We start from the raw sequence: 19,987 nt of genomic DNA on the forward strand, positions 1-19,987 counted from the left end.
CGGATGGCTGCCGGAGGTCGACGGATGGCCGGTCGCGAGGTAACCATAAGGCGAATCGAACGATCCCAAGGGGTTGCGTGGCAGCCCGCGACCGGGAGGCGCATGACGGGCGGATACGACGAGCGCTGCGCGGCCGACCTCGCCAATGTCGGCGACGGCCGCGATCTCTCCCGCGCCGACCGTGCCTGGCTCGCCCGCGTGGTCACCGGTGCCGTGCGACCGAACCGCGACAAGCCCGTGTGGGACCTCGCCCACGCCCTCGCGGCTCTGGCCGGGGCGACCGGCGCCCGCGACGGGCGCGATCTCATCACCCTCGCCCTCGATCCGGGCCTCGCGCGACCGGCCGCCCTCGCGGCGCGGTTCGGCGACGGCCCGGCCGTCGACGACCGCGGACCCGTGCTCGGCACCGCTTGGTCCACCAGCTGGGCCGGGCTCGCCCGGCTCCTCGCGCTCGCCGAGTTCGTGCTCACCGCCGAGGATCTGGCGCAGTTCGCCACCGTGGCGAGCTGGCTCGACGAACTCGCCGCCGCGCCTGACCCCGACAGCGCGGCCATCCTGGCCAAGCGCCTGGCCCGGCATCTCGCCGCCTACCGGACCGCCCATCTGCCGCTGGCGCCGCTGGAACGGCGCTTCCGGGCGCTGCTGACCTTCCTGGGCGGGCGCCGGTCCGTCACGGACGACGACATCCTGGATTTCTGGTGCACCGAGATGGCGACGGGCGAGCGGCCGGGCTTCCGTACGGTCGCGGAGCATTTCGTGACCTTCGAGGCGGCCGGCCACCTTCTCGACGGTCTCGAGGCCCTCTCGACGCCCGCGGCCCTCGACGCTCACGAGGGCTGGGACGAGAGGCTGGACGCGGCACTGGGCGATCTCGCGGCCGCCGAGCCCGCCGCGGCGCTGGCGACCCTCCTGGCGGACTGGCCGCAGGGCCCGAAGATCCTCACCGGCGCCGAGCGAGAGGATCTGACCGACTTCCTGCGCCTCGAGCCCTACCACCGCACCCGCCCGCTGACGACGCTCAGGGCCGTGAGCTTCGGCCGGGTTCAGTCCGGCATCGCCAACCGCCTCCGCCGCGGCGGAGGCGGCGCCGACATCGCCGAGCGCGCGAGCTGTCTGGAGGCCGAGAGCTACGGCGCGTTGCGCGCGCGCGCGGGACTGCTCGCTGCCCATCTCACCCGGATGCTCCGCATCGCGGCGGCGCTCCGGATCGCCGACCGCGACGCGCTGCCCGAGGCGGTCCGATCCGCGCTGGAGGCCGCCGAGGCGGACCTGCACCGCGTCCGCCGCGCCGGCTTCGACGATCGGGAGGGTCTCTCGGCAGGCTTCGCCGCCGCGGAGCCAGCCTTGCTGCGCCTCGCCGAGGCGGCGGCCGACCTGAACCGGTCGCTCGACGGCCTCGCCCACCAACGGCCGCTGGACGCGCTGTTCCCGGCGGATCGCGGCATCTTCGCGGTCGCGTTCGCGGCGGCCTATGCCAGGGAGGCCGCCGCGTGAGCGATGCGGCGCGGCTCCTCGCCGAGATCCACGCGGCCCGCGCGCTCGTGCGCGATGGCTTGCGCGATGCAGAGGCGAGCGCCCGGCCGGACCACGCGAGGCTCTGGGCCCACGCGACCCGGGCGCCCCACGGCCCCGTCGACCTCGCGACGGTACGGGCGATCCGCAGCGACCCCACGACCGGCCGCCGCTACAGGACGATGCTCGGCGCGGTGGCGCTGGCCCACGCGCCGCTCGCCGCGGCCGCCTCGGACGGCGCGATCGTCCGACGCCGGGTCGGCGCCTACGCGCTGGAGATCCTGGAGGCCGCGGACGGCGCGCCGCCGCTCCTCGTCCTGCGCGGCGAGGCCGGGCAGATGCCGCGGGTGATCGAGGCGTGGCTCGACGACGAGACGGCACGGCTCGACCTCGGCGCGGCGACCGAGGGCGCGGTCGTGCTCGCCCTCGACCCTGCCGTGCCGGATGCGGCCCTCCTCGGCCGCATGCTGCGCGACCCGGCCTGCGCGGTGTTCCTGCTTTGACGAACCGGTGGGACAGGAGGCGGACCCGTCCGGGCCCGTCCGGGTCCGGAGGGCCGGCTCGGGCATGACGCGTCCGGCCATCCTCGTCGTGGTGCCCACGACCCGCGGACCGCTGGTACTGCGCGCGCTCAGGCCGCGCCCCGGCCTTCCGGCCCCGGCTGCCTTCGCGGACGGCGACTACCGGCCGCTACCCTGGTCGGCCGATTACGCGCGGCTCTGCGGTGCCGGCGGCCCGCTCGCCCGATGGATGGGCCGCCCGCCCGAGCCCCACGAGTTGCGGCTGTCGGGCTCCTTCGATGCCGGACGCTCCTGGGAAGTCCCGGTGTGCCTGGCGCACGGCCTCGTCGAGAGCGGCCACCCGCTGGCCGCGACACCGGCAGAGGCCGACCTCATCCTCTGGGCGACCGGCGCGGTCGATCTCGACCTCTCGGTCCTGCCCGGCGACTACGCGCTGCTCGACAAGATCGCGCGCTGCACCTCGCTGATCGCCGAGGCTCCGGGCGCCGCGCTGGCCGTCCTCCTGCCCGAGGGGCCGCAGCGCGCCGAGGCCGAGGCCGCCCTGCGCGACCTCGGCCGAGACGTGAGGCTCCTGCCATCGGACAGCGTGCCCGCGGCCCTGGCCGGGCTGGCGGCCCCTCAGCGACCGCAGCAAGCCGCCGCCTCGCCGCCGCCGCGATGGCGACGTCTGGCGCTGCCGGCCGGCGCCGTCGCGGCGGCCGGCCTCGCCGGTGTGCTCGCTCTCGGGGCCACGAGGCCCGGCCCCGAGGGCGACCCGCGGCGCGACGCGCCGGCCGTTCCCGACGAGACGCCGGCCGGGACCGAAGCCCGGATCGCGCAGCGGGTCCACGTCGCGGAGCTGCGTGCCCCGGCGGGCTCCTCCTGCCGGCGCGTGGCCTTCGGGGCTGATCCGCCCGAGCGGCGTCCGGTGCGGGCGGAGGCGGGCGATCGCTTGGCCGCGAGCCGGCTCACGCCGGATCTGTGCGGGCTCGCCATCGGTGCGGAGCCGGGTCTGCGCGTGCAGGTCGGGGCGGAACTGCGCGACGCCGCCCTTCCCGCCATCCGGCTGGCGGACGGCACTCTCGGCTACTTCCTGCGCGAGGGCGCGCGGCAGAACCTCGTCTACACGGTCCAGGCCGTTCCGGAGGCCGGGGGCCCCGCGTCGGCCGGCCGTCTGGTCCACGCCCTGACGCGCTGATGGGAGCCCGACGTGTCCCGAATGCTGTCGATCGACGCCGCGAGCACCGGCCGGAGCCCCGCACCGCGAGGAGGGAGAGGATGATCTCGATCCGCCGGAAAGGCCCTCTCCTGCTGGGAACAGCCTGCGCGCTGATCGTGCTCGGCCGCGGCGACGCCGCGCGGGCGCAGAGCGTCGGCTTCGATCCCGCCGATTACGGCCGGGCGCAGCTGCCCCTGCGTCAGACGACCGGCGACGCGGCGGCCTATGTCGACCAGAACAAGGGCGCCTTCGAGCCGGTCAGCGAACTCGACCCGAAGGACGGCCTCGCGGCGCTCGCTCGGCCGATCGGCCGCGTCGACATCGTGCTCCAGAACGGCCGCACCGGTCAGCAGGTCGGTGCCTCCTGCACGGGGACGCTCCTGCCGGGCGACTACGTGCTGACCAACCACCACTGCCTGCCGCAATCGGGCGACCTGCACCCGGTCAAAGCGTCGATCCTGATGGATTACCTGACCCTTGACGGGAAGGGCTCCCGACGGTTCGAGATCGACCCGAAACCCGTCGAGTACGATGCGCGCCTCGACTTCGCCCTCGCCCGGGTCGCCGGCAATCCGACCGCGACCTACGGCGCCGCGCGGCTCTCGGGCGAGCCTGTGACGGCCAACCGCTCGATGCTGGTCATCCACCATCCCCTCGGGCGTCCGAAGGTGATGAGCCGCTTCCGCTGCTTCGCCGTGAAGGATCAGGCGGAGGGTCCGGACCTGCGCCACCGCTGCGACACCCTCGGCGGCTCTTCCGGGTCGCTGATGTTCGAGGCGTCCGTCGCCGGCATCGCGCTCCACAAGGAGGGCGGCCTCGATCCGAAGGATCCGACGAGCTTCAACAGTGCGACCCGGCTCTCCGCCATCCTGGGCCGGAGCCCGATCCTCGCGCGGATCGCGGCGGCCCAGGGGCGACCGGTCGCCGCCGTCGATCCGGGGGGCAGGCCGGTCCCGCCTGCACCCGGCCCGGCGCCGCAGCCCAGGCCGGCGACCGACGGACCGCTCGATCCGGCCGGGATGAACGCCATCCTGCGGGGGCGCTGAGCGCCGTCGTCGAAAACCGCTCCGCCTCGCGACGGAAATCGCTCTGGGTCGACCATGAACGGGGTGAGAGGGGCCGCAGCGAGGCCCGGCATTCGGAGAGGGAAGCGATGCGGACCCACGATCTGCCACGCGCCGCGCGGACGCGCCTCGGCCGCTCGGGCCTGTTGCTCGCCATCGGCCTCGCTCTGGTCGTGCCCGCCCGGGCGAACCCGCTCACCGAGGTGCCGGGTGCCCGGGCCGCACAACCGGACGCGGCGGCCCCGCCGCCGGACCCGGTCGCGGACCGGGCGCAGGCCGAGGAGGCGCGGGCCACGAATCCGAGCGCCACCGCGATCATCCGGTCGCTGGCGCCGTTCGCGGACGGCGATCCGGGCGCACCCGCGCGTCCGCTGACGATCAGCCCCGACGACGGCGGCCCCGCGGTGCGGGTCGTTCCGGCACGGGCGGTCGATCTCACCGTATTCTTCGCCTACGACAGCGCCCGCCTGACGCCGGAAGCCCGGATCCAGCTCGAACCGCTCGGTGAGGCCCTGCGCGCCCAGCCCCTGGCCGGTCACGCCTTCCTGATCGCCGGTCACACCGACGCCGCCGGCGGCCGCGCCTACAATCGCCGCCTCTCCCTGGCCAGGGCCCGCGCCGTGAAGGCGCATCTCGTCGAGACCTACGGCCTCGCGCCGGAGCGCCTGCGCGTCCACGGCTGGGGACCCGCGCGACCGAAGGATCCCGACGCGCCCCTGTCACGGGTGAACCGCAGGGTGGAGGTCAGCCTGATCGCGCCCGCCCGCAGCGGCGCCCTGCGCTTCGTCCTTCCGGTGGCGGATCACACCTGCACGGACTCGGCCGATCCGCGCCTGCGGACTGATCTCGACCTCGACGATTTCGGCGCGGCGCCGACGCCGCGTCCATGCGCTGAATGAAGCCCGCCCCCCTCACCCGCGCTCCGATCACCGAGAGACCCGCGATGTCCTGGAGGATCCCGATGCCCCTCGTCCGCACCACGGCGTTCCGCGCTGCCTGCCTCGCCGTCCTGGCTTTCGGATCCACCTACGCGGCACCGGCCCGGGCACAGACCAAACCCAACATCGTCGTGATGGGCGAGGACGCCGACGAGGACGCGGTGCCGCGGGGCAACCGCATCTTCCAGCGGGTGATTCACGAACTGTCCGAGACGATGAACCTGCGCGGCTACAACGTCTACGACGAGACCGCCGTGGCGATGGGCTTCACCCAGGCCAACCGGGTGCGCCGTCGGGATGCCGAGCTGATCGAGGTGGCCCGCGCGGTCCAGAACCCGCCTCTCGACGTGGTGGCGGTGTTCCAGATCTACGCGTCGGCGTCGAAATCCGCCTACTCGGATATCGTCAGGCCGGAGATCCGTATCCCCGGCCGCCTCCTCAACGTCCGCACCGGCCAGTCGCTCGGGTCGTTCGAGGTGGCCGGGCTCCAGCTGCCGCCCCTGCCCCAGGGCTGCGATCGCGAGTGCCTGCTCGAGCGCGTCGGCGCCGAGGCGAAGACCGTGGCCGCCGACGTCGCGGCCGCGCTCGCCGCGAAGCTCGACGGCGTCATCGCGCCCCGCCGCGGGGCCGATGCCGGCGCCGCGCCGCCCGACCCCGCGCCAATCGGCGGCGCCGTAACGGCGGCGCCCGGCGCAGAGGGCTGCGGGGGCCTGCCCAGCGCCTACGTCGTCCGTCTGAACGGCTTCTCGAACCAGGAGGTCCAGGCGGCCGAGGAGTACATGGCGGCCTTCCGCTGCTACGAGCACCACCGTCCGGTGCGCGCGAGCGGGGCCAGCACCGAGTACTGGTACGAGACCCGCTCCGATTCCACCCGGCTCGGCCGGAACCTGCGCCTGATGCTGGAGCACATGAGCGCGCCGGGGCAGGTCCAGTTCTCGGGCAACACCTTCGTCATCAGCCGCGTGGCGACGCGGTAGCCGGTCTCACCGTCGCGCCCCTTCGTCCCCCCTGACCTGGAGGTTGACCATGTCGGTTCGCGAGCGCCTGCGCGGCGTCCTCTCCCGTCTTGGCCCGCGCCGACCGGCGCGGCGCGAATTGCTGGTCGGCTTGGTCGTGGCGCCGCTGGCGATCGCGGGACCGGCCCCGGAGGCTTGCGCCGATCCGGTCTTTCCGGCCGCCGGCGCCCTCGGCCTCACGCCGCCGGCCGGGATGAGCGTGAGCCGGCGCTTCGCCGGCTTCGAGCATCCGGCCGGCGCCTCGATCATCCTGGTCGAGATGCCGCCGGAAGCTTGGGACCAGATCAACGGCCGGTTCACGCCCGAGGCGCTGGCCGCCACGGGCTTCCGGGTGAAGGGCGGGGCGGAGACGCTGCCGGTCGCGGGCGGCGAGGGCTTCGTCCTGCGCGGCACCCAGCCCGCCAACGGCCTCACCTACGCGAAGTGGGTCGCCGTCGTGCGCGGTGCCCCGGGGACCGGGCTCGTCACCGTGCAGGTGCCCGAGAAGGCGGCCCGGCAGGTGCCCGCCGCGGCCGTCGAGGCGGCCCTCCGCACCATCGCGTTCCGGCCGAAGGCGGGCCTGACCGATCAGGTCGCGGCGCTGCCCTACACGGTCGGCGACATGGCGGGCTACCGTCCGGCCGCGGTCTTCGCGGGCAGCAGCCTGCTCCTCACCGAGGGCCCCAAAGACGTCGATCCCGAGCGCGAGCAGCCGGTGATCGTCGTCGCGCCGTCGCTCGGTCAGGCGCCGGTCCCATCGGGCGCGGAGGTCGCGGTCGCCCGCCGGCTGCTCGCGTCGCAGAAGGACTTCGCCGACGTGAAGGTCACCGACGAGGCGCGGTCCAGCCGCGGCGGGGCGGTAGTCGTGCGGCTGCGCGGAACCGAAACCGACACCAAGAGCGGCCGCGCCCTCGGCGTGACGCAGACGATGGTGTTCGACGGCAAGCGCTACCTGCGGGTTCTGGGCTTCGCCGACGCCGGTCGCACCGACGCCCTGGACCGGGCCGACCGCGTCGCCGCTTCGGTGGCGATGCGCTGACCGATCTCCGGCCCGAAATCGAAAGCGCTTGCCCGATGCGTCTCTCGCCCCTCGCTCCCTCGATCCTGCTCGCCACCCTCGCGCTGCTCGCGGGGCCGGCACATGCGGAAGAGAACGAGTGCCGGCGGCCACCGTCGCTGGCCTCAGGTCCGCCCCCGATCTTCGGACGGATCACCGCCCCGGGGCGCACGGCTTTCGTCAAGGACGGACTCGCCCGCGCCAACTGCCCGGACCCGAGCGCCGCCTGCCGCGAGCGCGCCTACCTGGTGACCGCCGATCCCGTCATTCTCGGCGAGCGGCGCGGCGCCTATGTCTGCGCCCACTATCGTGGCGCGGGCGACGATATGGGCCGGTCCGGCTGGCTCCCGGCCGAAGCTGTCGCCGTCGAGCCGTCGGGCACCGTCGCACCGGCGGATTGGCTCGGCACCTGGACCCGGCCGGAGGCGCGCATCCGCTTCACGCCGGGCGACAAGCCGGTCGACAAGCCGGGGATGCTCACTTTCGCGGGGGACGCGACATGGGGTGCCGGCGACCCGGAGCGGGTACGCCGCGGCGGGGTCCATATCGGCGAATTCGCCGGCACGGTCGCGCCGCAGGGCGACGCGGCGAGCTTCGCGGTCGGCGAGAGCGGGGCGCTGCCCGTCGAGACCGGGGACGCCTCCGACTGCAAGGTCTGGCTGCGCCGGGTCGGCCCCTGGCTGATCGTCGACGACAACCTCGCCTGCGGAGGGCTCAACGTCTCCTTCCGCGGCCTCTACCGCCGCCAGCCATGAGCGGCGCGGCGAGACGCGGCCGCCCCGGGCCCGCGCAGGATGCGTCGCGCGACCGGCCTCCGCATGCCTCGCGGACCGGCGCCTGTGTGCAGGACTCTGACCGATGAACATCCACAGCACGGCGCGGCCGAGCCCGTCCCGGCGACGCCGGCGCGTGATCCTCATCCTGTTGCTGATCACGTGGCTGCCGGTCCTGCCCTTCGCCCTCGGCCTCACGCTGACGAGCCTGACCGGATGCACGGTGAACGAGGCGGGCACGCACCCGTGCCCGGTAGCCGGACACGATATCGGCGACCTGCTCTACACGCTGACGATGACGGGCTGGCTGCTGATCCCATTCCTGCCCTTCATGGCCCTGACACTATTGCTCACCGGGCTGCAGGGCCTGCTGATGCTCCTCAAGGCGTGGCGGCGGCGATGATGCGACATGCGATTTGGCGCGCGGCCGCGCTGTTCGGCCTCGGGTTGTCAGCCGTCCCGCTGTCGAGCGTGGCGATAGCCGCGTCAGCGACGTCGGCACGGGCGCAGGCGGCCGAGGCGCAGGGTCCGGCCCTGCCCTACGCCTCCACGCCCGACCTGAGGGCCGCCACGGTGGTACGGGCGGTGCGCGACCAGCGCGCGGCGAACCCGATCGCCGCGGACGAGACGGCGCGGGAACTCGCCCGGCACGATTACGACTCCGTCTTCCGCGGCTTCCTCGACGGGACGCCCCTGCGGCCGGACGATGCGGGCGACGTGCTCACTGCCTTCATCGCCCTGCAATGGATGGTCGCCAACGACGCGACAATCGAGCCGAGCCCGTCGGCCCTGCGGGCGATCCGGAGCCGGTTCGTGGCCCCGATGGCGGAGCGGCCGCCCCTGTCCCAGCCGGCCGCGCGCGCAGCTTTCGCCGAGCAGGTCAAGCTGCGTGCCGTGCTCCACCATGCCGGCTGGCAGGCGGCCAAGCGGCTCGGCGTGCTGCCGCGCTTCCTCGCGGGCCTGTCCAAGGAGTTCATCCCGGTCGCGACGCTGCGGACCCTGGCGCTGACTGACGACGGGCTGGTGCCGAAGGACCGGGCCGGACGCGCGGGCCCGAAGCCGCCGTCGGCCGCGGAGAGCCCGGCCGCGCCGGCCGCGCCCGAACCCCCGCGCCACGCGGCCAACTGGGATTCGGTCGAGGGCGTGTACTTCCGGTCGACCACGGGATTCGGCGTCGGTGGTCTCATGACGATCGATTTCGAGCCGCTGATCTTCCTGCGCGACGGCACCTACTACGAGATCGACGACACCGCGCTGGAAGACGTGGACCTCGCCGCCGAGCGGGGCGCCCGACCCAAGCGGTTCGGGCGGTGGACCGCCAAGGGGGCCGGCTTCGTGCTGACGGACGGGCGCGGCCGTGCCAGCGACTACGCCCTCGGCGACGGCAGCTTCTTCCGGGCCTTCCCGGCCGCTTCGGGCGAGCGCGTGGCGCGGGCGTACCGGCGGCTGTCGGGCGGCGGCAACACCGCCCTGGGGGGCGACGTGGCGATCGCCGTGGAGAGCCGCTACGATTTCCACGCGGACGGGAGCTACGGCCGCGGCGGCTCGGTCGGCGCGACGAATTCCGGGGCCAGCACCGGGGTCGGCACGGCGATCGGCCGTCGGCGCGCGCCGGAGGGCGGCCACTACGCCCTCGATCGCCACACGCTCACCCTGATCACAGCGGATGGCCGGACCCGGCGCCTGTTCTTCGCCTACGGCTCCCAGAAGAATCCCCCCGAGATCGACCACGAGATGATTTTCGTGGGCGACGCCGTCTTCAGCCCGTCGGACTGATCGAGGCGGCGGAGGACCGCCGCTCGGTCGGCGCGCGGCTCTCCGCAGGCGGTGCATCGGCGGATTCGGGTGTGAGTAGACCGCCCCCCAGCCGCGCCCAGTCCTCCAGCATCCGTCCGCGGGCGACGTGCGGGCCCGAAACGACGGGTCGCGATGTCTGCGCTTCCCCCAGGCGTCCGTAGCGCCGGTACCAAGATCGCGCCCGCTGCACCGGCAGCCCCAACGCCTTCCTCATGCCGTCCCCCTCTGGCGCGAGCGCGAATGCCCACGGCCAAGCTAATCCAGGCCGGGCGCCCGGGCATGTCGGGCCGACCCTGACACGAATGCCGATCTCTCCGACTGCTGATCGGCCCGCGACGGCACAGATGAGGGTGCGGGGCAGCGACCGGCGGCGACCCGCCGACGGCCCCCTCAGGGGACGAGCGGTGGCCGGCGATGGCGGCCGGCATCGCCACCCCGACAGACCGCGCCGCGCGTCCGGATCCGGCATCGGGTCCGATCCGCGCGGACGTCCTTCACCGTCTCTGGAGCAGACCCATGAAACGTCTTGCGATCGCCCTCACGGCGCTGTCCAGCCTCGTCCTGTTCGCGCCGTCGAGTGAGGCGCGGCCCCACGGCCGCGGCTTCCATCATGGGCCCCACCATCTCGGCCACGGTGCCTGGAGGGGGCGACGCCACGGTTTGCACCGCCATCGGCATCACCGTCTCCACCGGCACTACCGGCGGCACCGTGGGTATCGCGGATACCGCGGCGTCCACTTCCGCCCCGCCGGCTACGGTTACCGGCCCTACGCGTATCGCTACGGTGGCTGGGGCAGTCACCGCGGGTTGGGTTTCGCGACCGGCGCCGGCCTGGGCCTCGCGGCGGGCGCCGCCCGCCCCGGTCTCTACGAGGCGGCCTACGGGCGGCCTTACGGCTACCGCTACGCACCGGCCGGCTACGGCTGCGCCTACTACTAGGCTGGCCGTCCGGTCCGCGAGGCCGGGCCATCGCGGCTTTCCGGACAGCGTCCTGCGCCGAGCCGCGCCCGGTCTTCCTCGCGCTTGACGACGCGAGGATCTGATAGCCTTCCGCGCGGCATTCGGATGGATCGGCGCAAGTACCTCAAGGTCCGGTGCCACTTTCGTGCAATGGTCAACCGTTCATCGTTCCGACGCGTGTCGGGATAAGCCCGACACGCGTCGGTGTGAGCGATATCCCGGTTCGAAACAGCTTGCTCGGCTGTTCGATCTCGGCGCTTCTGACCGGGCGGGACATGCTCCCGAGCAGCCGGAGAGATCAGCGCCCATGCTCATGGACATCGTCAAACAGGGCGCCCGCGCGCGCTCCGTCGGTCGGCCCCGCGATGCCTGTCCGTATCCAGGCGAGTCGCGCGAGCGCCGGGCCTGGTTCGAGGGCTACGACGGCTCATCGTGGGCGGTGGCGACGCGGATGCCGCACCCGGCCCGGATGCTGCCCGGATCGACCCTCTGCGACGGCAATGCCGCGTCCGACCCCGCATCCCCGGCCTGACGGCGGGGCGACTTTCCCGTACGAGAGCGGGGGACTTCCAAGGCGATGCGGTGATTGGGGAGGCGGGCGACGATGCGCTCGGGACGGCGCGGTAGGGTGGTCAGGCCGTCCGAGCGATGGGCGGCAGGTGCGGACCGACGCGCAGCGTGCCCGCACACGGACGCATGACCGTCCGACCCCGCGAAGCCATCCGGGGGCCCGAGCCCCAGCTCAGCCGCGGCAGCCGCCGCACCTTCGTCGCCCTCGCCCTCGCGGCCGCGATTCCCGTCCTGCTGCTGAGCGGCTGGGTCGCGACGCTGATGGCGCAGCAGCAGCGCGACCTCGCCCGAAACGCCGCCGTCGCCAGCGCGACCCGGGTCGCCGAGCGCGTCGCCTCCGACATCGCTGCCCAGATCGCTGTCCTTGAGGCCGAGGCGGCCTCCGCGACCCTCGACCGGCCGGACCTCGCGGCCTTCTACGCCGAGGCCGAGCGGCTCAGGCAGGCGCACCCCCTCTGGGAGACGGTGGAGCTCGCCCGACCGGACGGCGCCCAGATCGTCAACCTGCTCCGCTCCCTCGAGGAGGAACTCGGACCGACCTCGGACCGGACGAGCTTCGACGCGGTGGTGCGCACGCGGCAGCCCGTGATCGGCGGGATCGGCCCGGCCGGATCGATCTCGGGCAAGCGCCTCGTGGCCCTGCGCGTGCCGGTGATCCGCGACGGCACGCTGCGCTACGTCCTGTCGATCCGGCTCGCCACCAATGCGGTGAGTTCGATCCTGCGCGACGCCGGCGCCCCCGAGGGCTGGGTCGGCACCATCGTGGACGCGGAGGGCAATACGATCGCCCGAACCCGGGCCGAGGTGGAGGAACTCGGCCACCCGGCGAACCCGGCGCTCCAGGCGGCCATCCGGCACGCCCCGAACGGCTTCTACACCGGACCGACGCTGGAAGGCGCGAATGTCGAGGTGGTCTACCGGACGTTGAAGCATACCGGCGGCTGGTCAGTGCATTTCGGCATGCCGGTCGCGACGCTCAACGCGCCGGTGTCGCGGTCCTACGTCGTGCTGGGCGGCGGCAGCTTCGTCAGCATCGGCCTCGCCCTCGCACTGGTGGGACTGGTAGGCCGAGACATGGCGCAGCGCAGGGCGGGCGAGCAAGCCCGGTTCTCCCTCGCCCTCCGCTCCAGCGAGGAGCAGGGCGCCGTGGCCGCCGAGGCCGCGGAACTCGGCACGCTGCGCTGGGACACGGTCGCGCACCGGGTCACCGGCTCGGCCCGCGCAGCCGATCTCCTCGGGTGGACGGCGGCCGCGGAGGGGCGCGACAGCGATGTGGACGCCGACACCGTCCTGCAGGCTGTCGATCCCGAGGATCGCGGGCGCCTGAGCGAGGCCCTGCACCGGAGCCTCGCCGAGGACACCCCGCTCGACGTCGAGTTCCGCGTGATCCAGGGTGATGGGGACCCGCGCTGGGTGCGGGTCGCCGGCCGCGTGCCGCAGCTCCACGAGCATACTCCGGCCGGGCTGATCTACGGCGTGGTGTCGGACATCGAGCCGCGCAAGCGCGCGGAGGCCGAGCGCTTCGCGCTGCTGCGCCGCCTCGGCGAGGCCCAGGAGAACGAGCAGCGCCGGATCGCCCGCGAACTGCACGACCAGGTCGGCCAGACGGTGACCGGCCTGTCGCTGGGCCTCAAGAGCATGGAGCGGCTCCTGGCACGCGGGGCCACGGCCGAGGCTGGCCGGCAGGTGGAGTGGCTGCAATCCCTCGCCGGCGAGATCGGTCGCGACATCCACCGGGCCGCCGTCGACCTGCGGCCGACCGCCCTCGACGATCTCGGCCTGCGCGAGGCTCTGGCCACCCTGCTGCGCGACTGGAGCCAGCGGCACGGGATCCGCGCGGATCTGGAATTCCTGAGCGAGGCGACCCGGCTGCCGGCCGCGATCGAGACCGCCGTCTACCGGATCGTGCAGGAGGCACTCACGAACGTCCTCAAGCACGCCCGGGCCGCGAGCGTCAGCGTCTCGCTGGAGAAGCGTCCGGGCGAGATGCGGGTCGTCATCGAGGATGACGGCATCGGCTTCGTCACCGAGGACCTGCGCGAGCGCGCCAGCGGCGAGACGCCGGCCAAGTTGCGGCTCGGCCTGTCGGGCATCCGCGAGCGGCTGTCGCTCCTGAGCGGGACCCTCACGCTGGAATCGTCTCCGGGCATCGGCACGACGTTGTTCGTCACCATCCCGATCCCGCACCATCCCGAGACCTGAGGAGAAGCGAATGACGGACCGCATCCGCGTCGCCCTGGCCGACGACCACCCCATCGTCCTCGCGGGGATCCGGACGCTCCTGAACGCCGACCCGGAGATCGAGCTGGTCGGCGAGGCCACCAGCGGCAGCGAGGCGCTGCCGATGATCCACGCCGCGGACCCGGACGTCGCCGTGGTCGACGTCTCGATGCCGGGTCTCAACGGCCTGGAGCTCACCGAGCGCGTCGCCGGGTCGTGCCCGCGGACGCGCGTGCTGGTGCTGACGGTCCACGAGGACGCGGCCTACGTCCAGCCGTTGCTCAAGGCGGGGGCCCGGGGCTACCTCCTCAAGCGCTCGGCCGCGGAGGACCTGCTCCGCGCGGTCCGCGCCGTCGCGGCGGGCGGGATCTACCTCGACCCCTCGGTGGCGAGCCACGCCATGGCGCATCCCGCGACCCCGACTCAGGGCGGGGACACCGAGCCGTCGGCCGAGGCCCTGAGCCCGCGCGAGACCGACGTGCTCCGGCTGATCGCGCAGGGATTCAGCAACAAGGAGATCGCGCGGCGCTTCGATCTCAGCGTCAAGTCCATCGAGACCTACAAGGCGCGGGCCGCCGAGAAGCTGGGCCTGCGCACGCGCGCGGAGATCATCCGCTACGCCGCCGCGCACGGATGGCTCGACGCCCTGGCGCTCCGCTAGGCCCGAGCGAGCGTCGGCAGGATCGTCCCGCCGAAGGTCGGGCGCGCCGAATTTCATCCGTCAGGGATCAAATCCTCCCGCGGATCGTCTCTCTGGCGGACCGGTCACGGATGAGGGGAGACGGGTGAGCGTCGGATTGATCGCCCTGCTGGACGATGTTGCCTTCATGGTCAGGGCCGCGGCGGCCTCCCTCGACGACGTCGCCGGCCAAGCGGCGCGGGCCGGCACCAAGGCCGCCGGCGTCGTCATCGACGACGCGGCCGTGACGCCGCGCTACGTCGTCGGCTTCGCCGCGGAGCGCGAACTGCCGATCGTCGGCCGGATCGCCCTCGGGTCGCTGCGCAACAAGATCCTCTTCTTGCTGCCGGGTGCCCTGGCGCTCAGCGCCTTCGCCCCCTGGGCGATCACGCCGCTCCTCATGCTGGGCGGCGCGTACCTGAGCTTCGAGGGCGCCGAGAAGGTCTACGAGGCCGTGTTCGCCCATCACGGGCACGGCGACGAGGCGGACCAGGAGGGTGGCGCCGGCGGCGATCAGGCCCGCGAAGACCGCCGCGTGGCGAGCGCCATCAAGACCGACTTCATCCTCTCGGCCGAGATCATGGCCATCACCCTCGCGACGCTGCCGGAGGGCAGCTTCTGGATGCGCGCGGCGGTGCTGGCCATCGTCGCCGTCGGCATCACCGCGGGCGTCTACGGTGTGGTCGCGCTGATCGTGAAGGCCGACGATGCCGGTCTCGCCCTCGCCCGCAGCACCGCCGGCCCGCCGGTCGGAAATCTCATCCGCGGGCTCGGCCGCGGCGTGGTCAGGGGCATGCCGATCCTGCTCACGATCCTGGCGATCATCGGGACGGCGGCGATGATTTGGGTCGGCGGCGGGATCCTCATGCACGGGCTCGAGGCCTACGGCCTGTCGGCGCCGGCCCACGCCGCCCACGCGATGGCGGAGGCCGCTGCGGCGCGCGTGCCGTTCGCCGCGGGCCTCGTCGCGTGGCTCGTCACCGCGACGGTGTCGGGCGTGATCGGGCTGGTCGTCGGCGGAGCCCTGATCCCGCTGACGACATTCGTGCTGGCGCCGGCGTGGCGGGCCCTGTCAGGCCTGTGGCAGCGGCGCGCCTGACGGAAGGCCGTGATCGGGAGCCGCCGGGACCGGCGCGGTCGTCCCTGCGGGAGTGCCGTGGTGCTTGAGCGGCCTGTTGCCGCTCAGACGACGCAGCAGCACGTAGAAGACCGGCGTCAGGAACAGCCCGAAGGCGGTCACGCCGATCATGCCGGAGAACACCGCGACGCCCATCGCGCGGCGCATCTCCGATCCGGCGCCGGTCGCGGTGACCAGCGGCAGCACGCCCATGATGAAGGCCATCGACGTCATGAGGATCGGCCGCAGCCGGAGGCGGCTCGCCTCGATCGCCGCCTGGAGCGGGGTCCGCCCGGCGAACTCGAGCTCGCGCGCGAATTCCACGATCAGGATGGCGTTCTTGGCCGAGAGCCCGACGAGCACGATCAGGCCGATCTGCGTGAACACGTTGTTGTCGCCCGCCGACAGCCACACGCCGAACATGGCGGCGAGCAGGCCCATCGGCACGATCAGCAGGATGGCGAGCGGCAGGGCGAGGCTCTCGTACTGCGCGGCGAGCACGAGGAAGACCAGGAGCAGCGCCAGCGGGAAGACCCAGATCCCGGAATTGCCCGCGATGAACTCCTGGTACGTGAGATCCGTCCACTCGAAGGCGAAGCCCCGCGGCAGCGTCTCGGCCGCGATCCGCGTCGCAGCCGCCTGGGCCTGGCCCGACGAGTATCCGGGCGCCGCGCCGGCGTTGATGTCGGCGGACAGGAAGCCGTTGTAGCGCATGGCCCGCTCCGGTCCGGCGCTCTGGCGGACGCGCAGCAGGGCGGAGAGCGGCACCATCTCGCCCGAACCGGCCCGGACCTTCAGGAGGCCGACGTCGTCAGATCGGGCCCGGAACGGGGCGTCGGCCTGGACGCGCACCGAGTAGGTGCGGCCGAACTTGTTGAAGTCGTTCACGTAGAGCGAGCCGAGATAGATCTGCAGCGTGTCGAAGACGTCCGTCACCGGGATGTTGAGCTGACGTGCCTTCGTCCGGTCGATGTCGGCGAAGAGCTGCGGCACGTTCATCTGGAAGCTCGAGAACAGACCGACGAGTTCCGGTGCCTGGGCGGCCTTGGCCATGAACGCCTTGGTGGCGTCGTTCAGCGCCTCGTAGCCGAGGCCGGCGCGGTCCTCGATCTGCAGCTTGAAGCCGCCGATCGTCCCGAGGCCGTTGACCGGCGGCGGCGGGAACATCGCGATGAAGGCCTCGGGGATCGCGGCATACTTCTTGTTCAGCGACTGCGCGATCGCCGCCCCGTTGAGGGACGGGTCCTTGCGCTCGTCGAACGGCTTCAGCGTCGAGAACACGATCCCCGAGTTGGAACTGTTGGTGAAGCCGTTGATCGAGAGGCCCGGGAAGGCGACGGCGCTCTCGACGCCGGGCTCCTTGAGGGCGATCTCGCTCATGCGGCGGATGACCTCCTCCGTCCGGTCGAGGGTCGCGCCGTCGGGCAGCTGCGCGAAGCCCACGAGGTACTGCTTGTCCTGCCCGGGCACGAAGCCGCCCGGGATCTGGCGGAACAGGCCGCCGGTCAGTCCGACCAGCAGGACGTATAGGACCATCATCACGGTCTTGCGCGACACCGCGAAGCCGACGCCGCGGCCGTAGCCGTCCGAGGCCCGCCCGAAGGCGCGGTTGAACCGGCGGAAGAACCACCCGAGGAGCCGGTCGAGGACGCGGGTCAGGCGATCCTTCGGCGCGTGGTGGTCCTTCAGCAGCAGCGCCGACAGCGCCGGCGAGAGGGTCAGCGAGTTGATCGCCGAGATCACCGTCGAGATCGCGATGGTCAGGGCGAACTGCTTGTAGAACTGGCCGGTCAGCCCGCTGATGAAGGCCAGCGGCACGAAGACAGCGACGAGCACGAGGGCGATGGCGATGATCGGGCCCGAGACCTCGCGCATGGCCTGGTAGCTGGCCTCCCGCGGGGACAGGCCGCTCTCGATATTGCGCTCGACGTTCTCGACCACCACGATCGCGTCGTCGACGACGATGCCGATGGCGAGCACCAGGCCGAACAGGCTCAGCGCGTTGATCGAGAATCCGAAGACGTGCATCACCGCGAAGGTGCCGACAATGGAGACCGGCACGGCGAGCAGCGGGATGATCGACGCCCGCCACGTCTGCAGGAACAGGATCACCACCAGCACGACGAGGGCGATGGCCTCCAGCAGCGTGTGGATCACGGCCTCGATGGAGGCGCGCACGAACTGCGTCGGGTCGTAGACGATCTGGTAATCGACGCCCTCCGGCATGGTCCGCTTGATCTCCGCCATGGTGCGGCGGACCTCGTCCGAGATCTGGATCGCGTTCGAGCCCGGCGATTGGGAGATCGGGATCGCCACCGCCGACTTGTTGTCGAGGAGCGAGCGCAGGGCGTAGTCGGAGGCGCCGAGCTCGATCCGCGCGACGTCGCGCAGGCGGGTGATCGCGCCGTCGGTGCCGGTCTTGACCACGATGTCGCCGAACTGCTCCTCGCTGCTCAGGCGTCCCTCGGCGTTGAGCGAGAGCTGCAGGTCGAGGCCCGGGACGGCCGGCGACGCGCCGATCACGCCGGCCGCGGCCTCCACGTTCTGGGCCTGGATCTCGCGCACGACGTCGCGCGCGGACAGGCCGTGCTCGGCCACCTTCTGCGGGTCGAGCCAGATCCGCATCGCGTAGTCGCCGGAGCCGAAGAGCTGGACCTGGCCGACGCCGTCGAGCCGGGCCAGGCGGTCCTTGATGTTCAGCACCGCGTAGTTGCGCAGGTAGGTCATGTCGTAGCGCCCGTTCGGCGACACGAGATGCACGACCATCGTTAGGTCGGGGGAGCTCTTCACCGTGACGATGCCCAGCTGGCGCACCACGGCCGGCAGGCGCGGCTCGGCCTGCGAGACGCGGTTCTGGACGAGCTGCTGCGCCTTGTCGGGATCGGTCCCCAGCCGGAAGGTGACGGTCAGGGTCATGATGCCGTCGGTCGTGGCCTGGCTCGACATGTAGAGCATGCCTTCGACGCCGTTGATCTGCTCCTCGATCGGCGTCGCCACGGTCTCGACGATCACCTTGGGATTGGCGCCCGGGAAGGTGGCGCGGACGACCACGGAGGGCGGGACCACGTCCGGGTACTCGGAGATCGGCATCGCGAAGAGCGAGAGCAGGCCGCCGATGAAGATGAGCATCGAGAGCACGCCCGCGAAGATCGGGCGGTCGATGAAGAACTTGGAGAGATTCATGCCGCCCTCCGAGGGCTCGAGGCAGGGGCGTCCCGGCGGCCGTAGGCGGCCGCCGTCATCGTCGCGTCGGGGATCTGACTCGGGGGAAGGGAGGCGCGCCCGAGCGGCTTCCGTCAGCGCTGGGCGAGCTTGCGCGGTCCGGACCCGCTGTCCTGCGGCCGCGCTCCCATCGCCACGGGCTCGGGGCTCAGGAGCGTCCCGGGACGGACGCGCTGCAGGCCGTTGACCACGATGCGCTCGCCGCCCGACAGGCCGGAGGTGACCACGCGGAGTCCGTCGACGGCTCGACCGAGGGTCACGGCGCGGAACTCGGCCCGGTTGTCCGCCCCTACCGCGAGCACGAACTTCTTGTCCTGATCGGTGCCGACGGCCCGTTCGTCGACGAGGACGAGGCGTTCCGGAGCGGCCTGACCGAGGCGCATCCGCGCGAACTGGCCCGGGATCAGGCGGCCGTCACCGTTGGAGAAGGTCGCGCGCACGCGGACCGTGCCGCTGCGCGCATCGACCTTGTTGTCGATGAACTGGAGATGCCCGCTGGCGCGCGCGCCGTCGGCGGTCGCCATCTCGACGGGGATGCGGCCGAGCTTGCCGCGCCGGCCGCCCGGCTCGGCGACCGAGGCCAGCGCCTTCAGGACCACGCCCTCGTCGGCGTCGAAGCTGGCGTAGACGGGATCGACCGAGACCAGCGTGGTCAGCACGGCGGCCGCCGCGCCCGTCGCCACGAGGTTGCCCGGCGTGATCTCGCGGCGGCCGACGCGGCCGCTCACCGCAGCCCGCACCTGCGTGTAGCCGAGGTTGAGGCGCGCGGCCTCCAGCGCCGCCTTCGCCGCGTCGAGGCTCGCCCGAGCCTCCTTGAACGCGTTGGCCCGGACGTCGAGGTCGCGTGCCGTAACGATGTGCTGATCCGACAGCTTCTGCCCACGCTCGAGGTCGCTCGCCGTCAGGCCGACGCGCGCCTCGGCGCCCGCGACCTGGGCCTCGAGCCTCTGGACCTCGGCCGCGTAGGGCGCGGGGTCGATGGTCACCAGCAGGTCCCCGGCCTTGACCAGCTCGCCTTCGGCGAAATGCGTGGCCAGGATCGCACCGCCGACCCGGGCGCGCACGTCGATGCGTTCGACCGCTTCCAGGCGCCCCGAGAACTCGTCCCAGAGGATGACGTCGCGCGGCTCGACGGTCGCGACCGCGGCCGGCATCGCCACCTCGGCCGGTGGCGTCGCGGCGATGGCCGCGGTTCCTCGGATCAGCGTCCCCGGTACGAGAGCGTAGGCAGCGCCCGCCAGAAGTGCGATGGCGAGACCGCCGGCGGCGAAGCGCCGGACGGGGAGAGGACCGCGAGAGGGATGACGCTGAGGTTCCACGAGCGACTCCGACATCTGTACAGGTCGCTACACATGTCGGCATGG

17 protein-coding genes are annotated in these 19,987 nt (G+C 72.8%); 15 read left to right on the forward strand and 2 right to left on the reverse strand.

Annotated elements, in window-relative coordinates; genetic code table 11:
* Positions 1 to 102 precede the first annotated feature (102 nt).
* The 15 genes from J3A75_RS20625 (at position 103) to J3A75_RS20695 (ending at position 15,383) form a co-directional block, all read left to right on the forward strand.
* The gene (locus J3A75_RS20625; RefSeq protein ID WP_070999818.1) at positions 103 to 1,494 is read left to right on the forward strand and encodes a hypothetical protein; all 1,392 of its coding nucleotides are present in this window, start codon (positions 103 to 105) and stop codon (positions 1,492 to 1,494) included.
* Positions 1,491 to 2,015 (forward strand): hypothetical protein, encoded by a 525-nt coding sequence (locus tag J3A75_RS20630; RefSeq protein WP_070999819.1) that lies wholly within the window; start codon positions 1,491 to 1,493, stop codon positions 2,013 to 2,015. Before J3A75_RS20625 ends, J3A75_RS20630 begins: the two co-directional genes overlap by 4 nt.
* A gap of 64 nt (positions 2,016 to 2,079) precedes the next feature.
* Positions 2,080 to 3,210 carry a hypothetical protein gene (locus J3A75_RS20635; protein ID WP_070999820.1) on the forward strand — a complete coding sequence of 377 codons (1,131 nt, stop codon included), beginning with the start codon at positions 2,080 to 2,082 and terminating at the stop codon, positions 3,208 to 3,210.
* Positions 3,211 to 3,290: 80 nt separating this feature from the next.
* Entirely contained in the window at positions 3,291 to 4,277 is a 987-nt protein-coding gene (locus tag J3A75_RS20640; protein WP_070999821.1) for a trypsin-like serine peptidase, read from the forward strand.
* A gap of 107 nt (positions 4,278 to 4,384) precedes the next feature.
* Entirely contained in the window at positions 4,385 to 5,194 is an 810-nt protein-coding gene (locus tag J3A75_RS20645; RefSeq protein ID WP_012319982.1) for an OmpA family protein, read from the forward strand.
* Between the two features lie 44 nt (positions 5,195 to 5,238).
* Complete coding sequence (locus J3A75_RS20650; RefSeq protein ID WP_245295793.1) at positions 5,239 to 6,210, forward strand: hypothetical protein; 972 nt, start codon at positions 5,239 to 5,241, stop codon at positions 6,208 to 6,210.
* A gap of 49 nt (positions 6,211 to 6,259) precedes the next feature.
* Positions 6,260 to 7,267: a hypothetical protein gene (locus tag J3A75_RS20655; RefSeq protein WP_209650711.1), complete on the forward strand. Its 1,008-nt coding sequence runs from the start codon at positions 6,260 to 6,262 to the stop codon at positions 7,265 to 7,267.
* 35 nt (positions 7,268 to 7,302) lie between these two features.
* Positions 7,303 to 8,040 (forward strand): hypothetical protein, encoded by a 738-nt coding sequence (locus J3A75_RS20660; RefSeq protein WP_070999823.1) that lies wholly within the window; start codon positions 7,303 to 7,305, stop codon positions 8,038 to 8,040.
* Positions 8,041 to 8,143: 103 nt separating this feature from the next.
* Positions 8,144 to 8,461, forward strand: a complete 318-nt coding sequence (locus tag J3A75_RS20665; protein ID WP_059409804.1) for a hypothetical protein — start codon at positions 8,144 to 8,146, stop codon at positions 8,459 to 8,461.
* Positions 8,458 to 9,834 carry a hypothetical protein gene (locus J3A75_RS20670; protein ID WP_071000700.1) on the forward strand — a complete coding sequence of 459 codons (1,377 nt, stop codon included), beginning with the start codon at positions 8,458 to 8,460 and terminating at the stop codon, positions 9,832 to 9,834. Before J3A75_RS20665 ends, J3A75_RS20670 begins: the two co-directional genes overlap by 4 nt.
* Positions 9,835 to 10,371: 537 nt before the next feature.
* Positions 10,372 to 10,794 (forward strand): hypothetical protein, encoded by a 423-nt coding sequence (locus J3A75_RS20675; protein ID WP_209650712.1) that lies wholly within the window; start codon positions 10,372 to 10,374, stop codon positions 10,792 to 10,794.
* A gap of 328 nt (positions 10,795 to 11,122) precedes the next feature.
* Entirely contained in the window at positions 11,123 to 11,347 is a 225-nt protein-coding gene (locus J3A75_RS20680; protein ID WP_012319989.1) for an Rmf/CrpP family protein, read from the forward strand.
* A 164-nt stretch (positions 11,348 to 11,511) separates the two neighbouring features.
* Positions 11,512 to 13,587, forward strand: coding sequence for an ATP-binding protein (locus J3A75_RS20685; RefSeq protein ID WP_070999824.1), 2,076 nt, complete (start codon positions 11,512 to 11,514; stop codon positions 13,585 to 13,587).
* A 10-nt stretch (positions 13,588 to 13,597) separates the two neighbouring features.
* Positions 13,598 to 14,266 carry a response regulator transcription factor gene (locus J3A75_RS20690; protein WP_012319991.1) on the forward strand — a complete coding sequence of 223 codons (669 nt, stop codon included), beginning with the start codon at positions 13,598 to 13,600 and terminating at the stop codon, positions 14,264 to 14,266.
* Between the two features lie 124 nt (positions 14,267 to 14,390).
* Positions 14,391 to 15,383 carry a DUF808 domain-containing protein gene (locus J3A75_RS20695; protein WP_209650713.1) on the forward strand — a complete coding sequence of 331 codons (993 nt, stop codon included), beginning with the start codon at positions 14,391 to 14,393 and terminating at the stop codon, positions 15,381 to 15,383.
* Here J3A75_RS20695 and J3A75_RS20700 read toward each other — a convergent pair.
* Positions 15,357 to 18,584 carry an efflux RND transporter permease subunit gene (locus tag J3A75_RS20700; RefSeq protein ID WP_070999825.1) on the reverse strand — a complete coding sequence of 1,076 codons (3,228 nt, stop codon included), beginning with the start codon at positions 18,582 to 18,584 and terminating at the stop codon, positions 15,357 to 15,359. The two genes, J3A75_RS20695 and J3A75_RS20700, sit on opposite strands and share 27 nt — an antisense overlap.
* Before the next feature lie 113 nt (positions 18,585 to 18,697).
* Complete coding sequence (locus J3A75_RS20705) at positions 18,698 to 19,957, reverse strand: efflux RND transporter periplasmic adaptor subunit (RefSeq protein WP_024829565.1); 1,260 nt, start codon at positions 19,955 to 19,957, stop codon at positions 18,698 to 18,700.
* Positions 19,958 to 19,987: the final 30 nt, after the last annotated feature.

Source organism: Methylobacterium sp. PvP105 (assembly GCF_017876975.1).
GTDB classification, from domain to species: Bacteria; Pseudomonadota; Alphaproteobacteria; order Rhizobiales; family Beijerinckiaceae; genus Methylobacterium; species Methylobacterium radiotolerans.

Coding starts and splice junctions, on each gene's coding strand:
- J3A75_RS20625 (WP_070999818.1), top strand. CDS start 103: ATGACGGGCGGATACGACGAGCGCTGCGCGGCCGACCTCGCCAATGTC.
- J3A75_RS20635 (WP_070999820.1), top strand. CDS start 2,080: ATGACGCGTCCGGCCATCCTCGTCGTGGTGCCCACGACCCGCGGACCG.
- J3A75_RS20640 (WP_070999821.1), top strand. CDS start 3,291: ATGATCTCGATCCGCCGGAAAGGCCCTCTCCTGCTGGGAACAGCCTGC.
- J3A75_RS20645 (WP_012319982.1), top strand. CDS start 4,385: ATGCGGACCCACGATCTGCCACGCGCCGCGCGGACGCGCCTCGGCCGC.
- J3A75_RS20650 (WP_245295793.1), top strand. CDS start 5,239: ATGTCCTGGAGGATCCCGATGCCCCTCGTCCGCACCACGGCGTTCCGC.
- J3A75_RS20655 (WP_209650711.1), top strand. CDS start 6,260: ATGTCGGTTCGCGAGCGCCTGCGCGGCGTCCTCTCCCGTCTTGGCCCG.
- J3A75_RS20660 (WP_070999823.1), top strand. CDS start 7,303: ATGCGTCTCTCGCCCCTCGCTCCCTCGATCCTGCTCGCCACCCTCGCG.
- J3A75_RS20665 (WP_059409804.1), top strand. CDS start 8,144: ATGAACATCCACAGCACGGCGCGGCCGAGCCCGTCCCGGCGACGCCGG.
- J3A75_RS20670 (WP_071000700.1), top strand. CDS start 8,458: ATGATGCGACATGCGATTTGGCGCGCGGCCGCGCTGTTCGGCCTCGGG.
- J3A75_RS20675 (WP_209650712.1), top strand. CDS start 10,372: ATGAAACGTCTTGCGATCGCCCTCACGGCGCTGTCCAGCCTCGTCCTG.
- J3A75_RS20680 (WP_012319989.1), top strand. CDS start 11,123: ATGCTCATGGACATCGTCAAACAGGGCGCCCGCGCGCGCTCCGTCGGT.
- J3A75_RS20685 (WP_070999824.1), top strand. CDS start 11,512: ATGACCGTCCGACCCCGCGAAGCCATCCGGGGGCCCGAGCCCCAGCTC.
- J3A75_RS20690 (WP_012319991.1), top strand. CDS start 13,598: ATGACGGACCGCATCCGCGTCGCCCTGGCCGACGACCACCCCATCGTC.
- J3A75_RS20700 (WP_070999825.1), bottom strand. CDS start 18,584: ATGAATCTCTCCAAGTTCTTCATCGACCGCCCGATCTTCGCGGGCGTG.
- J3A75_RS20705 (WP_024829565.1), bottom strand. CDS start 19,957: ATGTCGGAGTCGCTCGTGGAACCTCAGCGTCATCCCTCTCGCGGTCCT.